At 70.3% G+C, this 26,151-nt stretch carries 22 protein-coding genes; 18 read left to right on the forward strand and 4 right to left on the reverse strand.

The window, feature by feature from the left end; genetic code table 11:
* Positions 1 to 98: 98 nt before the first annotated feature.
* From mqo to TPAU_RS08550, 8 genes are all read left to right on the forward strand, one after another.
* Positions 99 to 1,595 (forward strand): malate dehydrogenase (quinone), encoded by a 1,497-nt coding sequence (mqo, locus tag TPAU_RS08515; protein WP_013126344.1) that lies wholly within the window; start codon positions 99 to 101, stop codon positions 1,593 to 1,595.
* Positions 1,596 to 1,598: 3 nt separating this feature from the next.
* A complete protein-coding gene (locus TPAU_RS08520) occupies positions 1,599 to 2,033 on the forward strand; it encodes a GNAT family N-acetyltransferase (RefSeq protein WP_013126345.1) in 435 nt (144 codons plus the stop codon).
* A complete protein-coding gene (locus tag TPAU_RS08525) occupies positions 2,026 to 3,882 on the forward strand; it encodes a VWA domain-containing protein (RefSeq protein WP_013126346.1) in 1,857 nt (618 codons plus the stop codon). The genes TPAU_RS08520 and TPAU_RS08525 overlap by 8 nt, the downstream gene beginning before the upstream one ends.
* 16 nt (positions 3,883 to 3,898) lie before the next feature.
* Positions 3,899 to 4,516 carry a cob(I)yrinic acid a,c-diamide adenosyltransferase gene (gene cobO / locus TPAU_RS08530; protein ID WP_013126347.1) on the forward strand — a complete coding sequence of 206 codons (618 nt, stop codon included), beginning with the start codon at positions 3,899 to 3,901 and terminating at the stop codon, positions 4,514 to 4,516.
* Positions 4,506 to 5,852, forward strand: a complete 1,347-nt coding sequence (locus TPAU_RS08535; protein ID WP_245537862.1) for a cobyrinic acid a,c-diamide synthase CobB — start codon at positions 4,506 to 4,508, stop codon at positions 5,850 to 5,852. Before cobO ends, TPAU_RS08535 begins: the two co-directional genes overlap by 11 nt.
* Before the next feature lie 117 nt (positions 5,853 to 5,969).
* The gene (cobA, locus tag TPAU_RS08540) at positions 5,970 to 7,205 is read left to right on the forward strand and encodes a uroporphyrinogen-III C-methyltransferase (protein WP_013126349.1); all 1,236 of its coding nucleotides are present in this window, start codon (positions 5,970 to 5,972) and stop codon (positions 7,203 to 7,205) included.
* Between the two features lie 214 nt (positions 7,206 to 7,419).
* Positions 7,420 to 9,693 (forward strand): MFS transporter, encoded by a 2,274-nt coding sequence (locus TPAU_RS08545; protein WP_013126350.1) that lies wholly within the window; start codon positions 7,420 to 7,422, stop codon positions 9,691 to 9,693.
* 96 nt (positions 9,694 to 9,789) lie between these two features.
* Positions 9,790 to 12,003 (forward strand): MFS transporter, encoded by a 2,214-nt coding sequence (locus TPAU_RS08550; protein WP_245537864.1) that lies wholly within the window; start codon positions 9,790 to 9,792, stop codon positions 12,001 to 12,003.
* Between the two features lie 32 nt (positions 12,004 to 12,035).
* Here TPAU_RS08550 and yaaA read toward each other — a convergent pair whose 3' ends face one another.
* Complete coding sequence (gene yaaA / locus TPAU_RS08555) at positions 12,036 to 12,782, reverse strand: peroxide stress protein YaaA (protein ID WP_041944872.1); 747 nt, start codon at positions 12,780 to 12,782, stop codon at positions 12,036 to 12,038.
* A 25-nt stretch (positions 12,783 to 12,807) separates the two neighbouring features.
* Here yaaA and TPAU_RS08560 point away from each other — a divergent pair, with 25 nt between their 5' ends.
* A complete protein-coding gene (locus TPAU_RS08560) occupies positions 12,808 to 14,565 on the forward strand; it encodes a proline--tRNA ligase (protein WP_013126353.1) in 1,758 nt (585 codons plus the stop codon).
* Between the two features lie 117 nt (positions 14,566 to 14,682).
* Entirely contained in the window at positions 14,683 to 16,242 is a 1,560-nt protein-coding gene (locus TPAU_RS08565; protein ID WP_013126354.1) for an HNH endonuclease signature motif containing protein, read from the forward strand.
* Positions 16,243 to 16,327: 85 nt separating this feature from the next.
* Here the strand turns inward: TPAU_RS08565 and TPAU_RS23705 are convergent, their stop codons facing one another.
* Genes TPAU_RS23705 through TPAU_RS08580 form a run of 3 tightly spaced genes read right to left on the reverse strand, consistent with a single transcriptional unit; the run spans position 16,328 to position 18,045 of the window.
* Positions 16,328 to 17,077, reverse strand: coding sequence for a DUF4190 domain-containing protein (locus TPAU_RS23705; protein ID WP_013126355.1), 750 nt, complete (start codon positions 17,075 to 17,077; stop codon positions 16,328 to 16,330).
* Positions 17,078 to 17,104: 27 nt separating this feature from the next.
* Positions 17,105 to 17,539: a DUF4439 domain-containing protein gene (locus TPAU_RS08575; RefSeq protein WP_013126356.1), complete on the reverse strand. Its 435-nt coding sequence runs from the start codon at positions 17,537 to 17,539 to the stop codon at positions 17,105 to 17,107.
* A complete protein-coding gene (locus TPAU_RS08580; protein WP_013126357.1) occupies positions 17,536 to 18,045 on the reverse strand; it encodes a hypothetical protein in 510 nt (169 codons plus the stop codon). Before TPAU_RS08580 ends, TPAU_RS08575 begins: the two co-directional genes overlap by 4 nt.
* A 121-nt stretch (positions 18,046 to 18,166) precedes the next feature.
* Here TPAU_RS08580 and rimP point away from each other — a divergent pair, with 121 nt between their 5' ends.
* From rimP to TPAU_RS08620, 8 genes are all read left to right on the forward strand, one after another.
* Positions 18,167 to 18,739 carry a ribosome maturation factor RimP gene (gene rimP, locus TPAU_RS08585; protein WP_013126358.1) on the forward strand — a complete coding sequence of 191 codons (573 nt, stop codon included), beginning with the start codon at positions 18,167 to 18,169 and terminating at the stop codon, positions 18,737 to 18,739.
* Positions 18,740 to 19,741: a transcription termination factor NusA gene (gene nusA, locus TPAU_RS08590; RefSeq protein WP_013126359.1), complete on the forward strand. Its 1,002-nt coding sequence runs from the start codon at positions 18,740 to 18,742 to the stop codon at positions 19,739 to 19,741. It abuts the gene before it with no gap.
* Entirely contained in the window at positions 19,738 to 19,983 is a 246-nt protein-coding gene (locus TPAU_RS08595; protein WP_013126360.1) for a YlxR family protein, read from the forward strand. The genes nusA and TPAU_RS08595 overlap by 4 nt, the downstream gene beginning before the upstream one ends.
* 200 nt (positions 19,984 to 20,183) lie before the next feature.
* Positions 20,184 to 22,988, forward strand: a complete 2,805-nt coding sequence (gene infB, locus TPAU_RS08600; protein WP_013126361.1) for a translation initiation factor IF-2 — start codon at positions 20,184 to 20,186, stop codon at positions 22,986 to 22,988.
* A gap of 11 nt (positions 22,989 to 22,999) precedes the next feature.
* On the forward strand, positions 23,000 to 23,290 hold the full coding sequence (locus TPAU_RS08605; RefSeq protein WP_013126362.1) for a DUF503 domain-containing protein: 291 nt from the start codon (positions 23,000 to 23,002) through the stop codon (positions 23,288 to 23,290).
* Positions 23,291 to 23,379: 89 nt separating this feature from the next.
* Complete coding sequence (gene rbfA / locus TPAU_RS08610; RefSeq protein WP_013126363.1) at positions 23,380 to 23,853, forward strand: 30S ribosome-binding factor RbfA; 474 nt, start codon at positions 23,380 to 23,382, stop codon at positions 23,851 to 23,853.
* Positions 23,850 to 24,794: a DHH family phosphoesterase gene (locus TPAU_RS08615; protein ID WP_013126364.1), complete on the forward strand. Its 945-nt coding sequence runs from the start codon at positions 23,850 to 23,852 to the stop codon at positions 24,792 to 24,794. Before rbfA ends, TPAU_RS08615 begins: the two co-directional genes overlap by 4 nt.
* Positions 24,791 to 26,116, forward strand: a complete 1,326-nt coding sequence (locus tag TPAU_RS08620) for an MATE family efflux transporter (RefSeq protein ID WP_013126365.1) — start codon at positions 24,791 to 24,793, stop codon at positions 26,114 to 26,116. Before TPAU_RS08615 ends, TPAU_RS08620 begins: the two co-directional genes overlap by 4 nt.
* The last annotated feature ends 35 nt before the right edge of the window (positions 26,117 to 26,151 follow it).

The following is a 26,151-nucleotide window of genomic DNA, read 5'->3' on the forward strand; positions in this document are numbered from 1 at the left end:
GCGCGAGGGCTCGGTACCGCAGAGTAAGGTTCTGGCGCAGACGCGAGGTCAGGCAACCCGGCCTCGAATGCGAAACACCTCGAGGAGTGAATAGCCTGATGGCCCGTAACGTGATCACCACGGACGTCGCGCTCGTGGGAGCCGGGATCATGAGCGCCACGCTCGGCACCCTGATCCGCAAGCTGGAGCCCAGCTGGTCGGTGTCGGTCTTCGAGGCGCTGGACGCCGCGGCCGCGGAGTCGTCCGATCCGTGGAACAACGCGGGTACCGGCCACTCGGCCCTGTGTGAACTGAACTACACGCCGCAGGCCGCCGACGGCTCCGTGGACATCACCAAGGCCATCGCCATCAATGAGCAGTTCCAGGTCTCGCGTCAGTTCTGGGCCTACTCCGTCGACGCCGGCATCCTCGACCGGCCGTCCGAGTTCATCAACCCCATTCCGCACGCCAGCTTCGTGCACGGCGCCGACAACGTCGAATACCTGCGCAAGCGGTACGACGCCTTGGCGAACCAGACCCTGTTCGAGGGGATGGAGTTCTTCACCGATCCCGCCACCTTCAGCGAGCGCCTGCCGATCATGGCCGCAGGCCGCAATTTCGGCGATCCGGTCGCCGTGAACTGGTACGAGGGCGGTACCGACGTGGACTTCGGCTCGCTCACCAAGAAGCTGGTGAACTTCATCGGCAAGGGCGGTTCGGTGCACTTCGGCACCAAGGTCACCGACCTCAAGCGCAAGGGCGATGTCTGGCGCCTCACGGTCAAGAACCAGCGCACCCTCGAGACCACCTATGTCGACGCGCGGTTCGTCTTCGTCGGTGCCGGCGGCGGGGCGCTTCCGCTGCTGCAGAAGTCGGGGATCAAGGAGGCCAAGGGCTTCGGCGGTTTCCCCGTCTCGGGACAGTTCTTCCGTTGCCACAACCCCGAGCTCATCGACAACCACGCCGCCAAGGTGTACGGCAAGGCCGCCGTTGGTGCCCCGCCGATGTCCGTGCCGCACTTGGATACCCGTGTGATCGATGGCAACAAGGGCCTGCTGTTCGGTCCCTACGCCGGGTTCTCGCCCAAGTTCCTCAAGGCCGGTAAGTACACCGACCTCCCGTTGTCGGTGAAGCCGAACAACCTCATCCCGATGATGGCCGTGGGCCTCAAGGAGATGGGCCTGACCAAGTACCTCATCGGCGAGCTCACCCAGTCGCCCGCCGACCGGGTCAAGACCCTGTCGGAGTTCGTGCCCCGCGCCGAGGGCGGCGACTGGGACCTGATCACCGCCGGCCAGCGCGTCCAGGTGATCCGTAAGGGTTCCGGTGGCGGCAACCTCGAGTTCGGCACCGCCGTCATCGCCGCGAAGGACGAGTCCATTGCCGGCCTGCTCGGTGCCTCGCCCGGCGCATCGACCGCGGTGCCCGCGATGCTGGACGTGCTCGGCAAGTGCTTCCCGAAGCACATGCAGGCGTGGAAGCCGCTGCTGCAGGAGATGATCCCCTCCTACGGCACCACTCTCAACGACAACAAGCCGCTGTTCCAGCAGGTCTGGGACTGGACCGACCGCACCCTTCAGCTGGCCCCCGGAGTCGGGGCGGACGCCCAGGGCTGAGCGGTGCGCCGCGCCACCGGCGATGAGCTCGATGCGCGCTCGCTCTACGCGCTGTTGAAGCTGCGCGCCGAGGTGTTCATCGCCGAACAGCAGAGCCCCTGGCTCGACGTGGACGGCCGCGACCTCGATCCGTCCACTGTGCACCTGTGGTTCATCGGCGAGAACGGGTCCGCGATCGCCACGGTGCGAGTCACCGACGAGGGCGCCGACGGGGTGCGGATCGGTCGGGTCTGTGCGGCACCGTCGCACCGTGGTCGCGGCTTGATCGGCACGCTGATGAACGACGCACTCGCCGAGGCCGGCGGACGCCCCGCCCTGCTCGACGCGCAGACCCACCTGGCGCCGATGTATGCGAAGTACGGCTTCGCGATCACCGGCGACGAATTCGTCGAGGACGGCGTTGCGCACGTCCCCATGAGGAGAGCAGCCGATGTCTGACCGGTACCCGTTCAGCGCCGTCGTCGGCCACGACGAACTGCGTCTGGCCCTCACGCTCTGTGCGATCGCCCCCGCGGTCGGCGGCGTCCTCGTGCGTGGTGAGAAGGGCACGGCGAAATCGACTGCGGCACGGGCCTTGGCACCATTGCTGCCGCCGCGGCCCGATGGTGCCGACGCCCGGCTCGTCGAGTTGCCCATCGGTGCCACCGAGGACCGCGTGGTCGGTTCGCTCGACCTGCACCGAGCCCTTGGTGAGGGCGCGGTCGACTTCACCCCGGGACTGTTGGCCGACGCCGACGGCGGCATTCTCTACGTGGACGAGGTGAACCTGCTCTCGGACCACCTCGTGGACGTGCTGCTCGATGCCGCCGCGATGGGCCGGGTCACCGTGGAACGCGATGCCGTGTCCCGTTCCTATCCGGCCCGATTCGTGTTGGTGGGCACCATGAACCCCGAGGAGGGAGAGCTGCGGCCGCAGCTGCTCGACCGATTCGGTCTCGCAGTCGACGTGCGTGCCAGCCGCGAGGTGGACGTCCGGGTCGAGGTGATGCGCCGACGTCTCGCCTTCGAGTCCGATCCCGCCGGATTCGCCGCCGAGTACGCCGCCGCGGACACCGCTCTCGCGGACCGGATCGCCACGGCCCGCGAGCGGCTCCCGCGGGTGACGCTGCCCGATGCCGAACTGCGCCGCATCGCCGCCGTGTGCGCCGCGTTCGACGTGGACGGAATGCGCGCCGATCTGGTGATCGCCCGGGCGGCGCTGGCACACGCCGCCTGGCGCGGCGTCGACGAGGTGACCGAGGACGATGTCCGGGTGGCGGCCGCGCTCGCTCTGCCGCACCGTAAGCGCCGCGATCCCTTCGACGAGCCCGGCCTCGACGATCAGGAACTGGACCGCGCCTTCGACGACGCCCGCCAGAACGAGGACCCCGACCCGGACACCGACCCCGATGGCCCGGACGACCCCGAAGGCGGCGGCGAACCGTCGGATCCGACCCCGCCGCAACCGGACTCGGCTGGGGACGATCGGCCCGGCACTCCGGAGGGCGGCACGCTGCCCACCGCACGACACCGCACCGTCGCCAAACTGAGCGTGCCCGGGCTCGGCACCGGCGGCGCCGCAGGGCGCCGCTCCAAGGCCCGGTCCGACCGCGGCAGCGTGGTCCGGGCGGCGCCCGCGGGCACGGGCTCGGGCCTGCACCTCGTGGCGACGCTCCGCGCCGCGGCGCTGAACCAGGGGAGCCGCGGTCGCAGCAGCGGGCCGCTGCGCCTGGCGCGAGAAGACTTGCGCGCACCGATCCGGGAGGCCACCGAGGGGAATCTGGTGGTCTTCGTCGTCGATCTCTCCGGGTCCATGGCCGCTCGCGACCGGCTCGCCCTGGTCGGCGAGGCGGCGGTCTCCTTGCTGCGCGACGCCTACCAGCGGCGCGACAAGGTGGCCGTGATCGGGTTCCGCGGCACCGAGGCAACCCTGCTGGTGCCCCCCACCCGCTCCGTCGACGTGGCCGTCGCCAGGCTCGCCCGCGCCCGCACCGGCGGCCGCACCCCACTCGCCGAGGGCATCACCGAGGCCCGCCGACTGTTGCGCCGGGAGTCGCTGCGGCCCGATGCTCGGCGCCCGCTCGTGGTGCTGCTCACCGACGGACGTGCCACCGCGGGGCGCGATCCGTTGCCCCGCGCCGTGGCCGCCGCCGCGGGACTGCGCGCTGACGGTCATGCGAGCGTCGTGGTGGACTGCGAGACCTCGATGGTGCGACTCGGGCTCGCCGCCCGGGTGGCGAACGCGCTGGGGGCCGAACTGATCCCGCTGGGTGGGCTGAGTCCCGCCGATCTGGCCCGCGTCGCCTGAGCAGAAGGAGCACGAAATGCCCCAGGGCAAGGTCGAATCGGTGCCGCAGGACGGTCTCACCACGCGGCAGCGCCGCAACCAGCCGGTGCTCGCCGTGCACACCGGCGCCGGGAAGGGGAAGTCGACCGCCGCGTTCGGCATGGCCATGCGCGCCTGGAACCAGGGCTTCAACATCGGCGTGTTCCAGTTCGTCAAGAGCGCGAAGTGGAAGGTCGGCGAGGAGGCGACGATGGTGGCGCTGAACGAGGTGCACGAGCGCACCGGCGCCGGCGGACCGGTCGAATGGCACAAGATGGGACAGGGCTGGTCGTGGCTGCGCCGCACCGACGATGCCGAACAGGACCACGCCGAGGCGGCTCGCGCGGGGTGGTCCGAGATCGCCCGCCGGCTCGCCGCTGAACAACACCGCTTCTACGTGCTCGATGAGTTCACCTACCCGCTCAAGTGGGGCTGGATCGACGTCGACGAGGTGGTCTCGGTGCTCCGTGACCGTCCCGGCAACCAGCACGTGGTGATCACCGGGCGCGACGCGCCGCCAGCGCTCATCGAGGCCGCCGATCTGGTTACCGAGATGACCAAGATCAAGCACCCGATGGACGAAGGACGCAAGGGGCAGCGCGGCATTGAGTGGTGACACGCCCGCGGTGGTGATCGCCGCACCGTCGTCGGGCAGCGGCAAGACCACCATCGCCACGGGCCTGATGGGCGCGCTCGCGCGGACCGGCACCGTCGCCCCGTTCAAGGTGGGGCCCGATTACATCGATCCCGGCTACCACGCCCTCGCGACCGGCCGGTCGGGCCGCAACCTCGACCCGGTGCTGTGCGGCGACCACCGGATCGCGCCGCTCTACCGCCACGGGGCCGCGGAGGCCGACGTCGCCGTCGTCGAGGGTGTGATGGGCCTGTACGACGGCAGGATCACCGCCGACGGCCGCACCCAGGGCATCGGCTCCACCGCCGATGTCGCCGAATCCCTCGGCGCGCCCGTCATTCTCGTCGTGGACGTGCGCGGCCATTCCCAGTCGCTCGCCGCGCTGCTCGCGGGTTTCGCCACCTACCGCCCGGGAATCGCCGTCGCCGGCGTGATCCTCAACCGGGTCTCCAGTCCGAGGCACGAGCGCGTGCTCCGGGACGCATGCGCCCAGGTCGGGCTCGAGGCCCTCGGTGCCGTCCCCGGTGCGGCCGAGCTCGAGGTGCCCGCCCGGCATCTCGGCCTGATCCCCGCCGCCGAGCGCGGCGCCGCCGCCGTCGACGCGGTCGCGGCGATGACCGATCTGGTCGCGCGGCACGTGGACGTCGATCGGATCCGGGATCTCGCGCGGCCGGTGCCCGCCGGTCCCGCGTGGGACCCCTCCGCGGAGGTCGCCCGGGTGGGCGGCCCGACGGTGGCGCTCGCCGGGGGACCGGCATTCAGTTTCGGGTACGCCGAACACGAGGACCTGCTCACCGCCGCGGGCGCCCGGGTGCAACGATTCGACCCGCTCACCGACGAATTGCCCGGCGGGGCCGCCGCCGTCGTCCTTCCCGGCGGGTTCCCCGAGGTCTACGCCGAGAAGCTCGCAGCCAATACCGCTCTACGGGAGCAGATCCGACGTCTGGTGGCCGATGGTGGCCTGGTGCACGCCGAATGCGCCGGCCTGCTCTACCTCGCCGAATCCCTCGACGGCGTACCGATGTGCGGCGTGGTGCCCGGTGCCGCGAGCTTCACTCCGCGGCTGCGGCTGGGCTACCGCGACGCCGTTGCACTCACCGCGGGATCGCTGTTCGCGGTGGGGGAGCGCGTGACCGGACACGAATTCCACCGCACCGCGCTCGCCCCGTCCGGCACCCCGGCGTGGGGCTGGCGTGACGGCGACGGTGCCCCGGTCACCGACGGCCACGTCGCCCCCGGGGTGCACTCCTCGTATCTCCACGTGCATCCCGCCGGATACCCCGAGGTGGCCGAACGCCTCGTTCGAGCGGCGCGCTGAGGCGCCCGCCCGATCGCGTTCCGCACCGCATCCGCACCACCGGCGCCGCGCGCACCCCCCGGCGAGCGAGGCCAGCCCCGCGTATCGCTCCGGCCTGCGCTCACTAAACTGCTGGGAATGACGGATCCCGGCGTTGCGCGCGACCCCTACCTCGTCGGATTGGATCTGCGCGGCCGGCGGGTCGTGCTGGTCGGCGCCGGCACCGTGGTCCAGCGTCGTCTGCCTCCACTCCTCGCAGCGGGGGCAGACGTGCACGTGATCGCGCCCGAGGCCACCCCGGCAGTGGAATCCACTGTCGGGATCACCTGGCACCGGCGCGAGTACGCCGACGGCGATCTCGCCGGTGCCTGGTACGCGCTCGCCGCCACCGACGACCCCGCCGTGAACGCACGCGTCGTCGCCGAGGCGCAGGCGCAGCGCACTTTCTGCGTGCGCGCCGACCTCGCCCGCGAGGGCACCGCGGTGACGCCGGCGACCGTCGCCACGGACGGACTCCAGGTGGGGGTGCTGGCTGCCGGGGACCATCGCCGCTCGGCAGCCGTTCGCAACGCCCTCGGCGCCGTCCTGACCGGCGACGAGGCCGCGCGCCCGACCCGCAAACCCGAGGGTGTCGCTCTCGTCGGCGGTGGCCCCGGCGACCCCGATCTCATCACCGTGCGTGGTCGGGCGCTGCTCGCGGTCGCCGACGTGGTGGTCGCCGACCGGCTCGCGCCGCCCCGGCTGCTGGCCGAGCTGGCCCCCCACGTCGAGGTGATCGATGCGGCGAAAGTGCCCTACGGCCGCGCCATGGCCCAACAGGCCATCAACCAGGTGCTCATCGACCGGGCCCGCGAGGGTAAGTTCGTCGTGCGCCTCAAGGGTGGCGACCCTTATGTCTTCGGCCGCGGTTACGAGGAACTCGAAGCGCTCGCCGCCGAGGGCATCCCGGTCACCGTGGTTCCCGGCATCACCAGTTCGATCGCCGCACCGTCAGCGGCCGGCATCCCGGTGACCCATCGCGGCGTGACCCACGAGTTCGTGGTGGTCTCCGGGCACGTCGCGCCCGGCCACCCCGACAGCCTCGTCGACTGGGATGCGCTCGGGCGGCTCCGCGGCACCGTGGTCGTCCTCATGGCGGTCGAGCGACTCGGCGTGATCGCCGAGGCCCTGATCGCGGGCGGTCGCCCGTCGGACACCCCCGCCGCTGTCGTCGAGAGCGCCACCACGGGCGGCCAGCGCACCGTCCGGGGCACGCTCACCACCATCGCCGCCGACTCCGCAGCGGCCGAGGTGGCGCCGCCGGCGGTGCTCGTCGTGGGCCCCGTCGCGGGTTTCACACAGTCGGATGAGTCCGAAAAGCCATCCGCCGGGTAGGTTTCGGGCGTGTCGCCGCAATTGTGACCGGCCGCGATGAGACGCGGTCCGCGGGCCTGCGATCGGACCCCTGGACTGCGGAAACAGGCTCGTTTGATGGGTGCGGGCCGCACGCAAATTTCGCCACATCCGCATCTTCCGCCCCAAAAGACGCCGTGATTGATTTCCGGCGAGGTTCTACCGCCCGGTAGCCTCGGACCCCATGACCTCAACGATGGCACCCGGAGCCCCGGCGCAGACGTACCGCGTCAAGGGCAGCGCTCTCGGAGTCGCCATCGTGGTCCTGTCCGGCATGATGTTCCTCGCTGTCCTGGACGGCACCGTGGTCTTCATCGCGATGCCGAGCATCCAGGATGCGATGCATCTGTCCGACGCCGCGAAGATCTGGGTGTTCGGCGCCTACGTCCTCACCTTCGGCGGATTCATGCTGTTGGGCGGGCGGCTCGGCGACACGTTCGGCCGAAAACGGATGTTCATCGTCGGCGTGGCCGGGTTCACCCTCGCCTCGCTGCTGACCGGCTTCGCCAGCAACGAGGTGTGGCTGCTGGCCGCGCGCGCGGGCCAGGGCCTGTTCGCCGCCATCGCGTGCCCCACTGCGCTGGCCCTCATCGCGACCACCTTCGCGCCCGGCAAGGCACGCAACCAGGCGTTCGCGATCTTCGGTGCGATGGCGGGGCTCGGATCGGTCGCGGGCCTGGTGGCGGGTGGCCTGCTGGCCACGATCGACTGGCGACTGGTGTTCTGGATCAACATCCCGGTCGGCGTCGTCTGCGTGATCGGCGCGATCGTCGCGCTCGAGGAGTCCACCGCCGAGCGTCGTCACTCGCTCGACGTCAAGGGGGCGTTCCTCGCGGTCACCGGCTGCGTCGCCGGCGTCTACGCCCTGACCATGGGGCCCGAGGTGCACTGGCAGAGCCCGTCGGTCTACATCGCCGCCGTCGTGTGCGTCGTCTCCCTCGCTGTGTTCTTGCAGGTCGAGCGCACTGCGAAGAACCCGATCCTGCCGTTCTCGCTGTTCCGCAACAAGAACCGAGTCGCCGCGATGATCGCCATCCTGGTGTGCGGCGCACTGATCCCCACGCTGGGCTTCTACGTGGCGCTCACCTTCCAGCAGGTGCTCGGCTACACCCCGCTCGAATCCGGTCTCGCGCTCGTGCCCTTCGCGGTGGGTATGGGTATCTCGGCCCCGATCTCCAGCCAGCTGGCGCTGAAATTCCAGGCCCGCTGGCTCGTGGCGATCGGCGGCCTCATCGTCTTCCTTCCCTGCCTCTACGTGCCGACCCTCATGACGAGGGACCCGTCGACGGTCAGCTACTTCCCGTACATCGGGATTCCGGTGTTCATCATCGGCCTCGGCGTCGGGCTCGCGATCGTGCCGCTGCCCATCTGTGCGCTCGCGGGCGTGCGTCCCTCCGAGACCGGTCCGATGTCGGCGCTGGTCGAGGTGTGCCAGAACCTGGGCGGCATCATCGGCCTCGCGTCCGTCCAGGTGCTCGTGACCTCGCGCATCATGAAGGAGGGCGGCCCGACCACCGGCGAGATCAGCCACGACGCATTGTCCGAGGCGCAGCGGCACGCGCTCGCCTCCGGTTACGGCCTCGCCTTCATCGCGTGCGCCGCGATCCTGATCCTGGCCGGCCTGGTCGTGGTGCCGTTCATGCGGTTCACCCCCGACGAAGTCGCCGAGGGGCAGGCGGCTCAGGAGTCCAACAAGTCCGGTGGTTCCATCCCGTCGACCTCGTTCCCGGCGCAGGCCTTCGAGGACGACGATGTGGACGACGACTGGGAGCCGCTGGAGGGCGATGTCACCTCCGGTTCGTTCGCGGCGATCCGGCGCGAAGACTTCGATCGCGCCTACAACGAGCAGCCCGGCGACCCCGAGCCGGTGTACTTCACCGACCGGTTCCGTGCGATCAAACGCCCGCATGAGCCGCAGCCGCCCACCCGGAACGTGCCCGTCGCGCCCCCGCAGCGCCCCGTCGCTCCGACCGGGCCGCAGCAGGCGTACTCGCACCCCAGCGATCCGCTGCCGCGCCGCACCTCGCAGCCCGGCGACGATCTCGCCGGCGTCGCGCGACCGTCCGGCCCGATCCGCCGGGAGAGTGCAGACCTGCAGCGGCCCGCCGTGCCCCCGCAGCCCGCACGGCCACCGGCAGCGCGGCCCGCCCCGAGCGCGCAGTACCCCGTGCAACCGTCGCAGCGCCCCGTCGGTCCGCGCGCGAGCCAGCCGATCCGCCGGCCCGGACCGCCGCCCCAGCATCCGAGCGCACCGATGCAGCGCCCCAGCGGCGAGCTCCGCCCGAGTGGCCCGATGCAGCGGCCCAGCGCGCCGATCCCGCGTCCGCACGAGTCGCAGTTCGTTCCCCCGGCCCCGCCGCGCACCGGCGGACGGCACGCGATGCCCGACGACGATATGCATCATCCGGCACCATCGGCCCAGGCCGAGCGTGTCAGCCGCGGTCGCCGGCACCGCCGCGATGAGGGTTGACCTCGCCACGAGACTGGTCACATCAGTCACTTGTGACCCGATTGTCACCCTGATCCCATTACGGATACCGCCCCTGAGCCGGTAGCCTCGGAGCCCATGACCGTAACGATGGCCCCCGGAGCCCAGGCTCCGTCGTACCGCGTCAAGGGCAACGCCCTCGGCCTGGCCATCTTCGTGCTCTCGGGCATGTACTTCTTGGCGGTGTTGGACGGCACCGTCGTGTTCGTGGCCATGCCGGCGATCCAGGAGGCGCTCAACCTCACGGATGCCATGAAGGTGTGGGTGTTCGGCGCCTATGCGCTCACCTTCGGCGGGTTCATGCTGCTCGGTGGTCGCCTGGGAGACACCTTCGGCCGTAAGAAGATGTTCATCCTGGGCGTCTTCGGGTTCACCGTGGCCTCCGCGCTAGCGGGCTTCGCGACCAGCGAGGCCTGGATGCTGGCCGCTCGTGCCAGCCAGGGCTTCTTCGCCGCGATCGCCAGCCCGACCGCGCTCGCACTCATCGCGACCACGTTCGCACCCGGTAAGGCGCGCAATCAGGCCTTCGGCATCTTCGGCGGCATGGCCGGCCTCGGCTCGGTCGCGGGCCTCGTGGCCGGAGGTCTCCTCGCCACCTGGGACTGGCGCCTGGTGTTCTGGATCAACGTGCCCGTGGGCCTCGCCTGCGCGATCGGCGGCTACTTCGCGCTCGACGAGGCCACCTCGGAACGAAGACACGCACTCGACGTCAAGGGCGCCGTGCTCGCCGTCGCGGGCTGTGTCGCGGGTGTCTACGCGCTCACCTCCGGGCCGGAGCTGCACTGGCGCAGTCCACTGGTCTACGCGGCGCTCGGCGTGAGCGTCGTGTGCCTGACCGCGTTCCTGGTCGTCGAGCGCACCGCCAAGAATCCGATCCTGCCCTTCTCACTGTTCAACAACCGCAACCGGGTCGCGGCGATGATCGGCATCCTGGTCTGCGGTGCACTGATCCCGACGCTCGGCTTCTACGTCGCGCTCACCTTCCAATTGGTGCTCGGCTACTCGCCGCTGCAGTCGGGACTCGCGTTGTTGCCCTTCGCCGTGGGCATGGGCATCTCGATCACCGCCAGCACCAAGCTGGTCCAGTACATCCAGGCCCGCTGGCTGGTCGCCATCGGCGGCCTCATCGTCTTCTTCCCCTGCCTCTACGTGCCGTCGCTGATGAGCAAGGCACCCGAGACCGTCGCCTACTTCCCGCAGATCGGTGTTCCGGTGTTCCTCATCGGCCTCGGTGTGGGATTCGCCATCGTGCCGTTGCCGCTGTGCGCCCTGGCCGGCGTGCGGCCCACCGAGATCGGCCCGATGTCGGCGCTCATCGAAGTGGGGCAGAACCTCGGCGGCATCATCGGCCTGGCCTCGGTGCAGGTGGTGGTCACTTCGCGGATCATGGCCGAGGGCGGCCCGACCACGGGACACCTCAAGCACAGCACCCTGTCGCCCGACCAGATCAGTGCCCTGGCCTCCGGATACGGTCTCGCGTTCATCTCGTGTGCGGTGATCCTCATCATCGCGGGACTGGTGGTGGTGCCGTTCATGCGATTCACGCCGGCCGAGATCGCCGAAGGGCAGATGGCCGAGGCGTCCAGCAAGTCCGGCGGCGTGGTGCACTCGACATCGTTCCCCGCGCAGGCCTTCACCGAGGGGGAGGACGACGTCGACGACGATTGGGAGCCGCTGGAGGGCGATGTCACCTCCGGTTCGTTCGCGGCGATCCGGCGCGAGGACTTCGATCGGGCGTACAACGAGAAGCCGGGCGATCCGGAACCGGTGTACTTCACCGACCGGTTCCTCGCGATCAAGCGCCCACCCCCGCAGAACGTCCGGGTCGCCCCGCCGCGACCCGGCCCCCCGCACGGCCAGCAGCCCGGCCCGCAGCCGCCTCGACCGAGCGGCCCCGTGCCCCGGCCCGCGCAGCCGGGTGACGGCCTCGCCGGTGTGGCGCGACCGTCCGGCCCGATCCACCGCGACAGCACCGACGTGCCCCAGGGCCAGCGTCCGCCCGTCCCACCGCAGCGACCCTCCGGACCCCGCTCCGGCCCACCGATGAACCGGCCGAGCCAGCCCATCAACCGGCCCAGCCAGCCGCTGCATCGCCCCAGCCAACCGATGCAGCGACCGAGCGGTCCGGTCCAGCGCCCCAGTCGGCCGATGCCGCGCCCGCCGCAGCCACCCGTACCGCCGCAGGACGGGGGCCGGCACGCGCTGCCCGAGGATGGGATGCACCGTCCGACCCCGTCGCCCCAGGCCGACCGCGTGCGTCGCGCCCGTCGTCACCGCCGGGACGAGGATTAGCGGCGACACCTCGGGCACGAACCGCGCCGCGACTAGCCGGTGGTGACGACCGTGACCTCGGTGGGGGACGAGAGCTCCGCGCGCAATCCGGCCTTCTGGGCCACCTTCACCACGCCCTTGGCGTCGTCGGGCTCGGCGCGGCTGATGACCAGCGCCCGGGCCAGCAGTCCCTTGTGATGCTTGTTGAAGTGCGAGACCACCGCCCGCGACCCGTCGGGCCTCTCCGTCACCACGGTGGCGGTGACAGCGCCGGGCACCTTTCCCAGCGCCGCGTAGCCCCCGGACCGCAGGTCCACCACGAGCCCGCGATCGGCCTCGGCCAGAGCGTCCGCGAGTGCGGGCTTCCACTGGGCGGCCAGCGTCCCCAGACCCGGCAGCTTCGATCCCGACGAGAGCCGGTACGCGGGAATGGGATCGACCGCGCCGACCACCCCGAACAGGGCCGAGCCCACGGCCAGCCGGACATCCGCCTTCGCGCGCTGCGCCCTGGTCAGGCCGCGCACGTCGAGCGCGTCGTAGAGCACGCCGGTGTACTGCTCGATCGCGGGCCGGGTGGGTGCGGAGCGCAGCACCCGATTGCGTTCGAGCTCATCGGTCTGTCCGTCCGACAGCCCGAGTGCGGCGCGGGCGGCGCCGTCGTCCTGCGAGACGTCGACGAGCGCGTCGACGAGACGCTCGCGGATGGCCGTCAGCGACGGAAAGGTCAGCCGGCTCAGGTCCAGGGGGGCACCGCGACCGCCACCGGCCTTGGTTTCGGACGGGGGAAGCAGGATCAGCACAGTGGGCACACTAAGCTATGGCCTCGTGATCACCCGATTCTCCCAGCTCTTCCTGCGCACGCTCCGCGACGACCCGGCCGACGCCGAGGTTCCCAGCCACAAGCTGCTCGTCCGCGCGGGCTACGTCCGCCGCATCGCTCCCGGCGTCTACTCCTGGCTGCCGCTGGGCCTGCGGGTGCTGCGCAACGTCGAGCACGTCGTCCGCGAGGAGATGAACGCGATCGGCGGTCAGGAGATCCTGCTGCCCGCGCTGCTGCCGCGCGAGCCCTACGAGACCACGAACCGGTGGACGGAGTACGGCGACAGCCTGTTCCGCCTGCAGGACCGCAAGGGCGCCGACATGATGCTCGGACCCACTCACGAGGAGATCTTCGCCCTCACCGTGAAGGGTGAGTACAACTCGTACAAGGACCTGCCGGTCATCCTGTACCAGATCCAGAACAAGTACCGCGACGAGGAGCGGCCCCGCGCGGGCATCCTGCGCGGTCGCGAGTTCGTGATGAAGGACAGCTACAGCTTCGACACCTCCGACGAGGGGCTCTCCGAGGCGTACGCCAAGCACCGCGCCGCCTATCAGCGGATCTTCGCGCGCCTCGCGATCGAGCATGTGATCGTGTCGGCGACCTCGGGCGCCATGGGCGGTAGCGCCTCGGAGGAGTTCCTCGCCGTGAGCCCGGTGGGCGAGGACACCTACGTGCACTCCACCGAATCGGACTACGCGGCCAACGTCGAGGCCGTGGTCACGCCCGCGCCGCCGGCCATCCCGCTCGACGGGCTGCCCGCCGCGCAGGTCTACGACACTCCGGACACCCCGACCATCGACACACTCGTCGCCTGGGCCAACCAGGGCGCCGACGGTGCCTCCATCCTCGGTCGCGAGGTGACGGCGGGCGACACCCTCAAGAACGTGATGGTCAAGACCCGCGAGCCGGGCGGCGAATGGGAACTGCTCGGCGTGGGGATACCCGGCGACCGCGAGGTGGACTTCAAGCGCCTCGAAGCGTCGCTGGAGCCCACCGAGGTGGCGCTGATCGAGGCGGAGGACTTCGAGAAGTACCCGTTCCTGGTGAAGGGGTACATCGGCCCGAAGGCACTGCAGCAGAACGAGGTCCGCTATCTCGTCGACCCGCGCGTGGTCGACGGCACCGCCTGGATCACCGGAGCCGACGCCCAGGGACAGCACGTGGCGAACCTGACCGCGGGCCGCGACTTCACCCCGGACGGCACGATCGAGGCCGCCGAGGTGCGCGACGGGGATGCCTCGCCCGACGGGCGCGGCACGCTGGTCTCCGCACGCGGTATCGAGATCGGTCACATCTTCCAGCTGGGGCGCAAGTACACCGATGCCTTCGAGGTCGATGTGCTCGGCGAGAACGGCAAGCCGGTGCGGCTCACCCAGGGCAGCTACGGCATCGGCGTGTCACGGCTGGTCGCCGTGATCGCCGAGCAGCAGCACGACGACAAGGGGCTGCGTTGGCCGAAGGGTGTCGCTCCGTTCGACGTGCACGTGGTCATCGCGAACAAGGACGAGGGTGCCTGGACCGGCGCCGAGTCGCTGGCCGCTGAGCTGGATGCCGCCGGCCTACAGGTGTTGCTCGACGACCGGAAGGCCTCGCCCGGTATCAAGTTCAAGGACTCCGAGCTGCTGGGCGTCCCGACCGTGGTCGTGGTCGGGCGGGGCTGGGCCGACGGTGTCGTCGAGCTCCGGGACCGTCTCACGGGGGAGTCCCGCGAGATCCCGGTTGCCGAGGCAGCCGCGCAGATCGCCGATGCCGCACGCTGATCGGTCGGCGCCGCGGGCGGTCGACTGTAGCGGCGCGCGAGTTCTCAGAATTCATTAAGGATAGGCGTCCGGGGGCGGGGTGGAATCGAACATGAGAGCTAGGTCGGGGGATCTGGGATGCATGGTTCGAATATCGCCGAGGCGGAACAGGCCTCCGACTATGAGCCGTTCTGGCGCGATTTCTCCGCCTTCGATCGCACCTCCGTCGTCGAGCTGATCGACGAGTCAACGCGGATCATCAACCACGAGGTAGCGCGGCGGTGCGCCTGGATCGCGACGCGACACGACCAGATTTACGCCGAATGGGCTGATTCATCGGCTGTTCTGGGGCCGGAAGGTGACTGTCGGGCCGGGTTCACCGATGAGTTCGATCAGCTGGTCGGAGAGGTCGGCGCGGTGATCGGTCGCGGCGCCGGCGCAGCCCGTGCCTTGATCGAGCTGAGTCTCGCGCTGCGCGACCGCACCCCACTGGTGTTCGACATGCTCTACGAGGGCAGGATCGGCGAGACCATCGCCCGCGCCGTCGTCACCCGCGCCGCGGCGATCACGGATCCGGCCGTGATGCATAGCTACGACCAGGCCGTCTCCGGGCTCCTCGGCTGCAAGCTGGCCCGCGGGCGGGCCGTGGTCTCGGAGAGCGCCGCTCGCCGACTTGCCGACGGCGTGCTCGCCACGATCGATCCCGATGCTGTGCCGGTTCCGGCGAGTGCTCGGCGGCGCGGGGTGTGGTTCGACGTTCGCCGTGACGGGCTGACCGAGATGGCCGCAGTCTTGTTCTGTGAGGACGGGGCCTACCTGGATCGCGAGGTCGAGCGCATCGCCACCACGGTGTGCGGCAAGGATCCGCGGAGTCTGGGCGAACGGCGGGCCGATGGTCTGGTTGCCTTGGTGCAGGGCTACGAGACACTGGGGTGCCGCTGCGAATCGGACGGTTGCGAGGTGCAGGCGCAGGTGCTGAAACATGCTGCTGTCGAGGCGAAGACGGTGGCCGATGTGACTGTGGTGCTCAACGAATCCACCGTGGCCGGCGCAGATGATGCGCCCGCGCTGATCGGTGGGCAGCCGGTTCCCGCCGCCCTGGCGCGCGAGGTGATCGCTCGCGTCGGCGAGGCCCGATTCCGCTCGCTCGGGAAGCCTACGGGTGCGCGGGTGTGCGCCCACGACGTTGCAGGCTACCGCCCCTCGGCATTGCAGGCTGACTTCCTCAAGATCCGCTACCCGGAGTGCGTGTTTCCCGGCTGCGCCGTGCGATTCGACGCGTGCCAGCTCGATCACGTCACCGAATGGAACCATCGCGACCACGCCGTGGGCGGGAAGACGCGGATCGGGAACCTCGTTCCGCTGTGTCCGCGACATCATCGGCTCAAGACCGAGCAGAACTGGCTTTCCGATGTGCTCCCCGGTGGAGAAGTGGAGTGGCACACGCCCACCGGACACGTCTACCGCACGGCTGTGGTCACCGGCGACGATCTGTTCCCCGACCTGGACCTGATCGAATGGCTCGCACCAGTACGACGCCTGAAACCCGCGGTGCCCCGCTCGAATGGTCCCACTCGGGTGGAGCTGCGTAACGCTGGGCGTGAGGCTCGGCGCGAGAAGTACCGCCGTGCACGGGAGACGCTGCGCGACGAACATCCCGGCGATCCGCGCTGGAACGATGAGCCGCCGCCCTACTGACCCGGCTCGCACGCATGGGAGTCGATTCCTCAAGCGGCGGTGGGCCCGCACCGGCAGTCGATGCGGGCCCTCATCTGGACATATGTCAGCGCAGCACGCCGAGTAGGTAGTCGGTCGACGACGGGTCCGAGGCGAGCACGGCGATGAAGAAGATGATCGCGGCGATCGCGAGCAGGATCGAGACGGCGCCGGTGATGACGCCGGTCAGGCCCATGCCATAGCCGTCCTGGCCGGTCTTCTTGGTCTGGTTCATCGAGATGAAGCCCATGATCACCGCGGGAATCGCGAACAGGAGGCCGGAGCCCCAGAAGCAGGACGCGGGCAGCGAGACGATGCCGAGGATCATCGAAGCGATCGCCAGGCCATTCGTGCCCGATTGCGCGGGCTGACCGTAGGTCGGGTAGCCGAGGCCGTTCGGATTCGGGTAGGCCGGGTACTGCGGCAGTGCACCGCCCTGCGGCGCCTGCGCGTACGGATCGGCCTGCGCATAGGGATCCGCCTGGCCCGCCTGGGCGTACGGGTTCTGCTGGGCCGCGTACGGGTCGGAGGGGGCGTACGGGTTCGGCTGGGCCGCATACGGGTCGGACGGGGCGTACGGGTTCTGCTGGGCGGCGTACGGATCCGCGGGAGCGTACGGATTCGGCGGGGCGGTGTACGGGTTCGATACGGCGTAGGGATCGGCCGGAGCGGCGTACGGATCCGGTGTCGTGGAGTGGACCGTGGTCGGCGCCTCGGCATCCCCCGTCGAGGGCTGCGCGGTTCCGTCTGCCTGCGGCGCGATCACCGTCGGATCGTTCTCCCCGGTGCCGGGCTGTTGCGGATCGCTAGAAGTCATGTCCGCAAGTGTAAAGGTACCGACGGATCAGCTGCGGATACCTGGAAACGGCCCGGTCACCGGCGTCACACCGAGTGCCACTCGCCACCGAGCGCCCCGTACCGCGGCGGCACTGAGCCCCGTCACGCCCAGGTGGCGCAGCCCGTCGCTGTCTCCGCGCGAGAGCACGCCGCGGTACGCCGCGGCGCTGTCATCCTCGATCGCAGCGGCCACCTTCGCGGCGCTCACCGGATCGGTCACCGGCTCCGGCGGCGCGTACGCGGCAGCGGCGACCGGCACCGGCACACCGGCAGCGCCGAGGGCCGTCTGCAGTGCATCGCGCTGCGCCCGATGTTCTGCCGCGAACTTCGCGATATCGGCCCGCCGGGTGGGGGAGGCGTAGGCGTCCACCACGCCGTACAGGTAGATCGCGGCGTACTCGGCGTGAAGCGCTGCGACCACGGCCTCCTGCGCGGGGGTCATCCGAGCACCACCTCGGCATGCACGCGGGTGGCCGCCGCCACCGAACCCAGAAGCGCCGCCTGATAACCCGATGCTGCGACCGCCGCATCGCCGGCGTCCTTGGCCGAACGCGCCAGTTGTGCCGCGAAATTCTGCCGATTCACCGAACCCGCTGGTGCCGGGGAGGACGTCGGCGCCGGTGTCACCGACGTCGGCGTGCGCAGGTACCGGGACAACTCGTCGGAGAGCGCGCTCGCGTGCTGGCCGCGTTGGTCTGCGATCAAGCGCATCTGCGGCCCGACCGCGCCGTCGAGAACCGCGAGCCCGCGCGCGGCATCGGCATCGGCCTGCGCCGCTCGGGCCGCCGCTTCGAGCCGGACCGCCTGCGGATCGTCGGCCTTCTCCTCGGGCGCGCAGCCCGCGAGGGCGGACGCGCCCAGCAGGGCACCGCCTGCGACGAGCGCGGACGTGAGCGCGGTTCGCCGGTCGACGGTGCCGCGACGGGATTGCTCGGGTTCGGGGCGCACGGTTGACGAGTCTAGGGGGACCGCGCGGACCGTGGTCGCGGCGAGTCGCTTCGCGGGTACACTGATCGGAGCGTTCGGCACGGGGCGATGTGTCCGGTGACAATTTCACAGGGAGGCGCGTATGGCATACGACGAAGCGGCGGTCAGCACCGTCATCGCACCTCACCTGGCAGATGCCGGACTGGATCTGGAGCAGATCCGGATCACGAACGCAGGCCCGAAATCGGTCATCGCCGTCGTGGTCGATTCCGACGCCGGTCCCACGCTCGATGTGCTCGCCGATCTCGCCCGCACCCTCTCCGACGCCGTGGACGGCGCCGATGACGTCTTCGGCGGCCAGGCCTTCACTCTCGAGGTCACCACCCCGGGGGCCGAGCGACCCCTGCGCGAAGCCCGGCATTGGCGACGCGCCCGGGGACGGCAGGCCGCGATCGAACTGGCCGGCGGCGATACCCTGCTCGCGCGGATCGGCCCACTGTCCGACGATGAGACTTCGGTCACCGTCGTGCTTCCCGGCGTCAAGGGCGCCGCACCGAGCACCCGGGACCTCGCACTCGCCGATGTGGCTGCGGCCGCCGTGCGAGTCGAGTTCCGCAAGCCGAACCCCAAAGAACTGGAACTCTCGGGCATCACGCCCGGGCGTGTGCTGTCGGGCGCCGAACCGGTGGACCCGACGACTGGAGAAGAGGACTAGATGAACATCGACATGGCGACCCTGCGGGCGATCGAAGCGGAGAAGGACATCTCCGTCGAGACCGTGATCGAGGCCATCCAGGTCGCGCTTCTCACCGCCTACAAGCACACCGAGGGACACGAGCCGCACGCTCGGATCGACGTGAACCGGCGCACCGGCGAGGTGAAGGTGCTCGCCCAGGAGCTCGACGCCGACGGCAACATCATCACCGAATGGGACGACACCCCTGAGGGATTCGGCCGCATCGCCGCCGATTCGGCCCGCCAGTTGATCACCCAGCGCCTGCGCGACGCCGAAAACGACCGCACCTTCGGCGAATTCGCCGTCTACGAGGGCGAGGTCGTCTCCGGTGTGGTGCAGGCCGATGCCCGCGCCGCGGCCCGCGGCTTCGTGGTGGTCCGCATCGGCAGCGAGCGCGAGGGGCACGAGGGATTGCTCCCGCCCGCCGAGCAAGTGCCCGGGGAGAACTACGAGCACGGCGACCGGATGAAGTTCTACGTGGTGGGGGTGAGCCGCGGCCAGCGCGGCACCCAGATCACCCTCTCGCGCACCCACCCGAATCTGGTCAAGAAGCTGTTCGCGCTCGAGGTCCCGGAGATCGCCGACGGCAGCGTCGAGATCACTTCGGTGGCCCGCGAGGCCGGCCATCGCTCCAAGATCGCCGTGCGCACCTCCGTTCCGGGCCTCAACGCCAAGGGCGCGTGCATCGGCCCGATGGGGCAGCGTGTGCGCAACGTGATGAGCGATCTCGACGGCGAGAAGATCGACATCATCGCCTACGACGACGATCCCGCGGTGTTCGTGGGCAATGCGCTCTCCCCGTCGTCGGTGGTGTCGGTCACTATCGTCGACCCGAAGGAGAAGGCGGCCCGCGTGGTCGTCCCCGACTTCAAGCTGAGCCTCGCGATCGGCAAGGAAGGGCAGAACGCCCGCCTCGCCGCCCGGCTCACCGGCTGGCGGATCGACATCCGGTCCGATGCCGATCCTGCCGCCGCCGAGTGAGCGAACCGGTCCGCACCTGCATCGGATGCCGGCGCAGGGCCCCGGCGACGGAGCTGATCCGCCTGGTCGCGTCGGCCCCGCTCGACGGTGCGCGGACCGTCGTCGTGGACGCGCGGCACCGGCTGCCGGGCCGCGGGGCGTGGTTGCACGACCATCCGGAATGCATCGCGCTGGCACGCCGCCGGAACGCGTTCCGGCGGGCGTTGCGGGTATCCGGTCCGCTGGACGACTCCCTGGCGTGAATCGACTTGCCAGGACGCGCTACTATTGACAACGGTCTGAAGACGGTCGGTCTGCAGTGACCACCGGACGGAAGAATCGAAGGAATCGAGCTGAAGACATGAGCAAACCGTGAAGCACCAGCGATGAACGGCAATCGGTGTAACTAACCGAGGTCGGCGGGACCTTTCCAGTGCCCTCGACCTCGCAGATGAGGAGAGTAGTGGCAGGCAAGGCCCGTGTGCACGAGTTGGCTAAAGAGCTCGGTGTCACCAGTAAGGAAGTTCTCGCACGGCTCAGTGAGCAGGGCGAGTTCGTGAAGTCCGCGTCGTCGACGGTGGAAGCACCCGTCGCGCGACGCCTGCGCGAGTCGTACGGATCCAAGTCCGACGCAAGCGCGAAGCCGGGGCCCGCCCCGGCCAAGAAGCCCGGCCCCAAGGCCGCGAGCACCCCCGCCCCGTCGTCCGATGCGGCTCCCAAGCCCGCCGCCGCGCGCCCGGGACCCCGTCCGTCCGCACCCGCGGCGGAGCCAGCCCCCGCGCCCGAGGCGCCGGCCGCACCCGCGGCTCCCGCCGCGAGCGCCCCGGCACCCTCGACCGAGGATCGCCCGGCAGCGCCGTCGCGGCCCGGTCCGCGTCCGGCGGGCCCCAAGCCCGGCCCGCGCACCCCGAAGGTCGGCAACAACCCGTTCTCCTCGCAGGCTCCCGTCGAGCGTGCACCCCGTCCGCAGCCGGGCCCCGGAGGTCCGCGCCCGCAGGGCGGTGCGCGTCCCGCACCCGGTCAGGGCGGTCCCCGTCCGCAGGGTGGCGCCCGTCCCGCACCCGGTCAGGGTGGACCCCGTCCCCAGGGCGGTCGCCCCGCGGCCGGTCCCGGTGGACCCCGTCCGACGCCCGGCAGCATGCCTCCCCGCCCGAACCCCGGCGCCATGCCCTCGCGGGCTGCGCGTCCGGCCGCCCAGGGCCGCCCCGGCCCCGGTGGTCGCGGTGGGCCCGGCGGTCGTCCCGGCGGCGGTGGCGGTGGCTACCGCGGTGGGCCCGGCGGCGGCACCGGAGCACCCGCGGGTGGTTTCCGCGGTCGTCCCGGTGGCGGCGGTCGTGGACGTCCCGGTGGTACCGCGGGTGCGTTCGGTCGTCCCGGCGGCGCGCCGCGTCGCGGCCGCAAGTCGAAGCGGGCGAAACGCGCCGAGTACGAGAACATGCAGGCGCCGATCGCCGGTGGCGTTCGGCTCCCGCGCGGCCAGGGTGAGACCATCCGTCTCGCTCGTGGTGCCTCGCTGAGCGACTTCGCCGAGAAGATCGACGCGAACCCCGCATCGTTGGTCCAGGCGCTGTTCAACCTGGGCGAGATGGTCACCGCGACCCAGTCGGTGAACGAGGAGACCCTCGTGCTGCTGGGCGAGGAGATGAACTACGTCGTCCAGGTCGTCAGCCCCGAGGACGAGGACCGTGAGCTGCTCGACAGCTTCGATCTCACCTACGGCGAGGACGAGGGCGGCGAGGAAGACCTCGAGTACCGTCCGCCGGTGGTCACCGTCATGGGCCACGTCGATCACGGTAAGACCCGACTGCTCGACACGATCCGCAAGGCCAACGTCCGCGAGGGCGAGGCCGGCGGCATCACGCAGCACATCGGTGCCTACCAGGTGCTCACTGAGCTGAACGGCGACGAGCGCCTGATCACCTTCATCGACACCCCGGGTCACGAGGCGTTCACCGCCATGCGTGCCCGTGGTGCGAAGGCCACCGACCTCGCGATCCTCGTGGTCGCGGCCGACGACGGCGTCATGCCGCAGACGGTGGAGGCGATCAACCACGCGCAGGCCGCAGACGTCCCGATCGTGGTGGCGGTCAACAAGATCGACAAGGAGGGCGCGCAGCCGGAGAAGATCCGCGGCCAGCTCACCGAGTACGGCCTGGTTCCCGAGGAGTACGGCGGCGACACCATGTTCGTCGACATCTCCGCGAAGCAGGGCACGAACGTCGAGGCACTGCTTGAAGCGGTGCTGCTGACCGCCGACGCCTCGCTGGACCTGCGGGCCAACCCCGACATGGACGCGCAGGGCGTCGCGATCGAGGCCCACCTCGACCGCGGCCGCGGTCCCGTGGCCACCGTGCTCATCCAGCGCGGCACCCTGCGGGTCGGCGATTCGATCGTGGCGGGCGACGCCTACGGTCGCGTCCGGCGCATGGTCGACGAGAACGGTGACGACATCACCGAGGCGACTCCGTCGCGTCCGGCGCAGGTCATCGGCTTCACGTCGGTCCCCGGTGCAGGCGATAACCTGCTCGTGGTCGACGAGGACCGCATCGCCCGGCAGATCGCCGACCGGCGCGCGGCGCGTAAGCGCAACGCCCTGGCGGCCCGCTCGCGCAAGCGTGTCTCGCTTGAGGACCTCGATGCCGCGCTCAAGGAGACGAGCCAGCTCAACCTCATCCTCAAGGGCGATAACTCCGGCACCGTGGAGGCTCTGGAAGAGGCTCTGCTCGGAATCGAGATCGACGACGAGGTGCAGCTGCGCGTCATCGATCGCGGTGTCGGTGGTGTCACCGAGACCAACGTCAACCTGGCGTCCGCGTCGAACGCGATCATCATCGCGTTCAACGTGCGTGCCGAGGGCAAGGCCACCGAGCTCGCCAACCGCGAGGGCGTGGAGATCCGGTACTACTCGGTGATCTACCAGGCGATCGACGAGGTCGAGGCCGCGCTCAAGGGCATGCTCAAGCCGGTCTACGAGGAGAAGGAGCTCGGCCAGGCCGAGATCCGCGCGATCTTCAAGTCGTCCAAGGTGGGCAACATCGCCGGTTGCATGGTCCAGTCGGGCATCATGCGGCGCAATGCGAAGGCGCGCCTGCTGCGCGACTCGACCGTGGTGGCGGAGAACCTCACCGTCACCTCGCTCAAGCGCGAGAAGGACGATGCGACCGAGGTCCGCGAGGGCTACGAATGCGGTCTGACGCTGTCGTACTCCGACATCAAGGTCGGCGACGTCATCGAGACCTACGAGCTGGTCGAGAAGCCGCGCACCTGACGGCCTCGCCCATGTTCATCGGCGCCCTCGAGATCGATCTGCTGCTCGGGGATGTGCATTCGCTCAAGCAGAAGCGGTCGGTGGTCAAGCCCATCCTCGCCGAGCTGCGGAGGTTCTCCGTCAGCGCGGCCGAGGTGGGCGGCCACGACCTGCACCGTCGTGCGGTGATCGGGGTCGGCGTGGTCGGCCCCGATCAGCCGCACGTCTCCGAGATCCTCGATCGGTGCGAGCGCGCCGCAGCGGGACACCCCGAGGTGGAGCTGCTCTCGGTGCGCCGGCGGTGGTTCGGTCCCGAGGACTGACGCGGTGCTGCGTCCCGATCGTGTAAACAAGGTCGATATATGCTCGCTCACATCGAGTTGATGCGGGCGCGAGAATGAGGGGTTCACCGATGGCTGATCCGGCACGGGCCGCCAAGCTCGCCAAGCGGATCGCGACGATCGTCGCGACCGCGATCGAGCACGACATCAAGGACCCGCGGCTCGATTTCGTGACCGTGACCGACGCGCGGGTCACCAACGATCTCCATGACGCCACGGTGTACTACACCGTGATGGGGCCCACGCTCGATGTGGAACCGGACTACGAGTCGGCCGCGGCGGGACTGGAGAAGGCCCGGGGCCAACTGCGCAGCAAGGTGGGTGCAGGCACCGGGGTCCGATTCACACCGACCCTGCGGTTCGAACCGGACACCGTTCCGGAGGCGGTCGCCACCATGGAGGCGCTGCTGGCCAAGGCGCGAGAGCAGGACGAGCGCGTCGCCGCTGCCGCCGCGAACGCGAAGCCGGCAGGGGAGGCCGATCCGTACAAGCACGAGGACGAGGACGCCGCCGCGCCGTCGGACGAGGACGAGGCGGAACGGTGACGTCCGGCCTCACCGCCGTCGCTGACGCGCTCGACGGTGCCCGTCGCGTAGCGGTGTACTGCCACATCCGGCCCGACGCCGACACCATCGGCTCCGGTCTGGCACTGGCCCGGGTTCTGCGTACGCGTGGAGCCGAGGTCTCCATCAGCCATCCCGGTCCGGCGTTGCCCTCCGGAATCGGCCGGCTCGCGGACGCGGCCGCCTTCCGCGAGCCGATCGACGTGGCGGATGTCGCCGTCGCGGTCGACTGCGCCAGTTCCGAGCGCCTGGGGTCGCTGGAGGAGTCATTTCTGTCCAGCCCTGTCCGCGTGGTGATCGACCACCACGCGACCAACACCGGCTTCGGTACGGTCAACCTCATCGATCCGGCGGCGAACAGCACCACCGAGTTGGTATTGGCCGTCGCGGATGCGCTGCAGGTCCCGCTCGATGCCGAGACCGCCGACTGCCTGTACGCCGGGCTGGTCACCGACACCGGATCCTTCCGGTGGACCTCGCCGACCGGCCACATCATGGCGGCCCGGCTGCTCGGCGCCGGAGCGCAGGGACGGGAGTTGGCCCAGGACCTGCTCGACACCCACCCACGGGGCTGGTTCACCATGGCCGCCGGTGTACTGGGGTCCGCGCGCGCCGCGCTGGACGCCTTCGGCGGACTCGGTGTGGTGTACGCCGTGTGCTCGGCGGCCGACCGGGGCACGCTCGGTTGGGATGCCGCCGAGTCCCTCATCGACCTGCTGCGCACCGCCGACGACTGCGAAGTGGCCGCGCTCTTCAAAGAGGGGGAGCCGGGCACCTGGTCGGCCTCCTTGCGGGCCCGTAGCGCCGTGGACGTCGCCGCGTTCGCGCGTGAGGTCGGCGGCGGTGGGCACCGCCTCGCCGCCGGATACACCACCCGCGGCACGGCCGACGAGGTGGTGCAGGCCTTCCTCGAGCGCGTGTGACCGAGGTCGTCTCGGGTCGCCGCCTCGGCCGGAGGATCCTCGGGCAGGCACTGCCCGCCCTCGGCGTCCTCGCGGCCGAACCGCTCTATCTGCTGTGGGACACGGCGATCATCGGTCGCCTCGGTGCGCTGCCGCTCGCCGGACTCGCGGTCGGTGGGCTCATCCTCGCCACCGTCTCTACCCAGCTCACCTTCCTGTCGTACGGCACCACGTCACGGTCCGCGCGACGGTACGGCGCCGGTGACACCGACGGGGCCGTGATCGAAGGTGTCCAAGCCACGTGGCTCGCGCTCGCCGTCGGGGCGGTCCTGCTGGCTCTGGTGCAGGTTCTCGCGGGTCCGGTGACGCGGGCGATCGCGGGCCGCGACGAGATCGCGACCGCCGCCGAATCATGGCTCCGGGTGGCATCCTTCGGTATCCCGATGATCCTGCTGACGATGTCGGGGAACGGTTGGTTGCGGGGCGTGCAGCGGCCACGACCACCCCTGGCCTTCGTGCTCATCGGGTTGGGACTGTCGACGGTGCTGTGCCCGATGCTCGTGCACGGTGCCCTCGGGCTGCCCGAGCTGGGGCTGGTCGGGTCGGCATGGGCGAATCTCGCCGGTCAGGCGGTCAGCGGAACGCTGTTCCTGGGCGCCCTGATCCGGGCTGCGACCTCTCTGCGCCCTCGACCGTCGATCGTGCGGGCGCAGGTGGTGCTGGGACGCGATCTGATCGTGCGGAGCCTGTCGTTCCAGATCTGCTTCATCTCGGCGGGGGCGGTCGCTGCGCGCGCGGGCGCCCAGTACGTCGGCGCGCACCAGATCGCCCTGCAGTTGTGGAACTTCGTCGCCCTCGTTCTCGATTCATTGGCGATCGCCGCCCAAACGCTCGTCGGCGCCGCACTCGGCGCGAAGGACCGGATCGGCGCGCGGCGCCTAGGATGGCGGGTCACCGTCTGGTCGACGGGTTTCGCGGTCGTGATCGCCGCGGGACTCGCCGCCGCGAGCGGGAGTCTGCCGCACGTCTTCACCACCGACCCCGCGGTGCTCGAGGCACTGCGGGTGCCGTGGTGGTTCCTCGTGGCCATGATCCCGGTCGCCGGTGTGGTCTTCGCGCTCGACGGCGTGCTCCTCGGTGCCTCCGATGCCGCGTTCCTGCGCACGGCGACGATGGCATCCGCGCTGGTGGGCTTCCTGCCGCTGATCTGGTTGTCATACGCGTTCGGGTGGGGGCTCGCGGGTATCTGGTCGGGGCTGGCCGCGTTCATGGCGTTGCGCTGCCTCACCGTCGTGCTCCGGTTCTCCGGTACCACCTGGGAGCGGGTCGGCGCTCCGGGCTGAGGTTGCGGCTTGCAATGCCGCCGGAAATGCGTTCG

Source organism: Tsukamurella paurometabola DSM 20162, assembly GCF_000092225.1.
GTDB lineage: Bacteria > Actinomycetota > Actinomycetes > Mycobacteriales > Mycobacteriaceae > Tsukamurella > Tsukamurella paurometabola.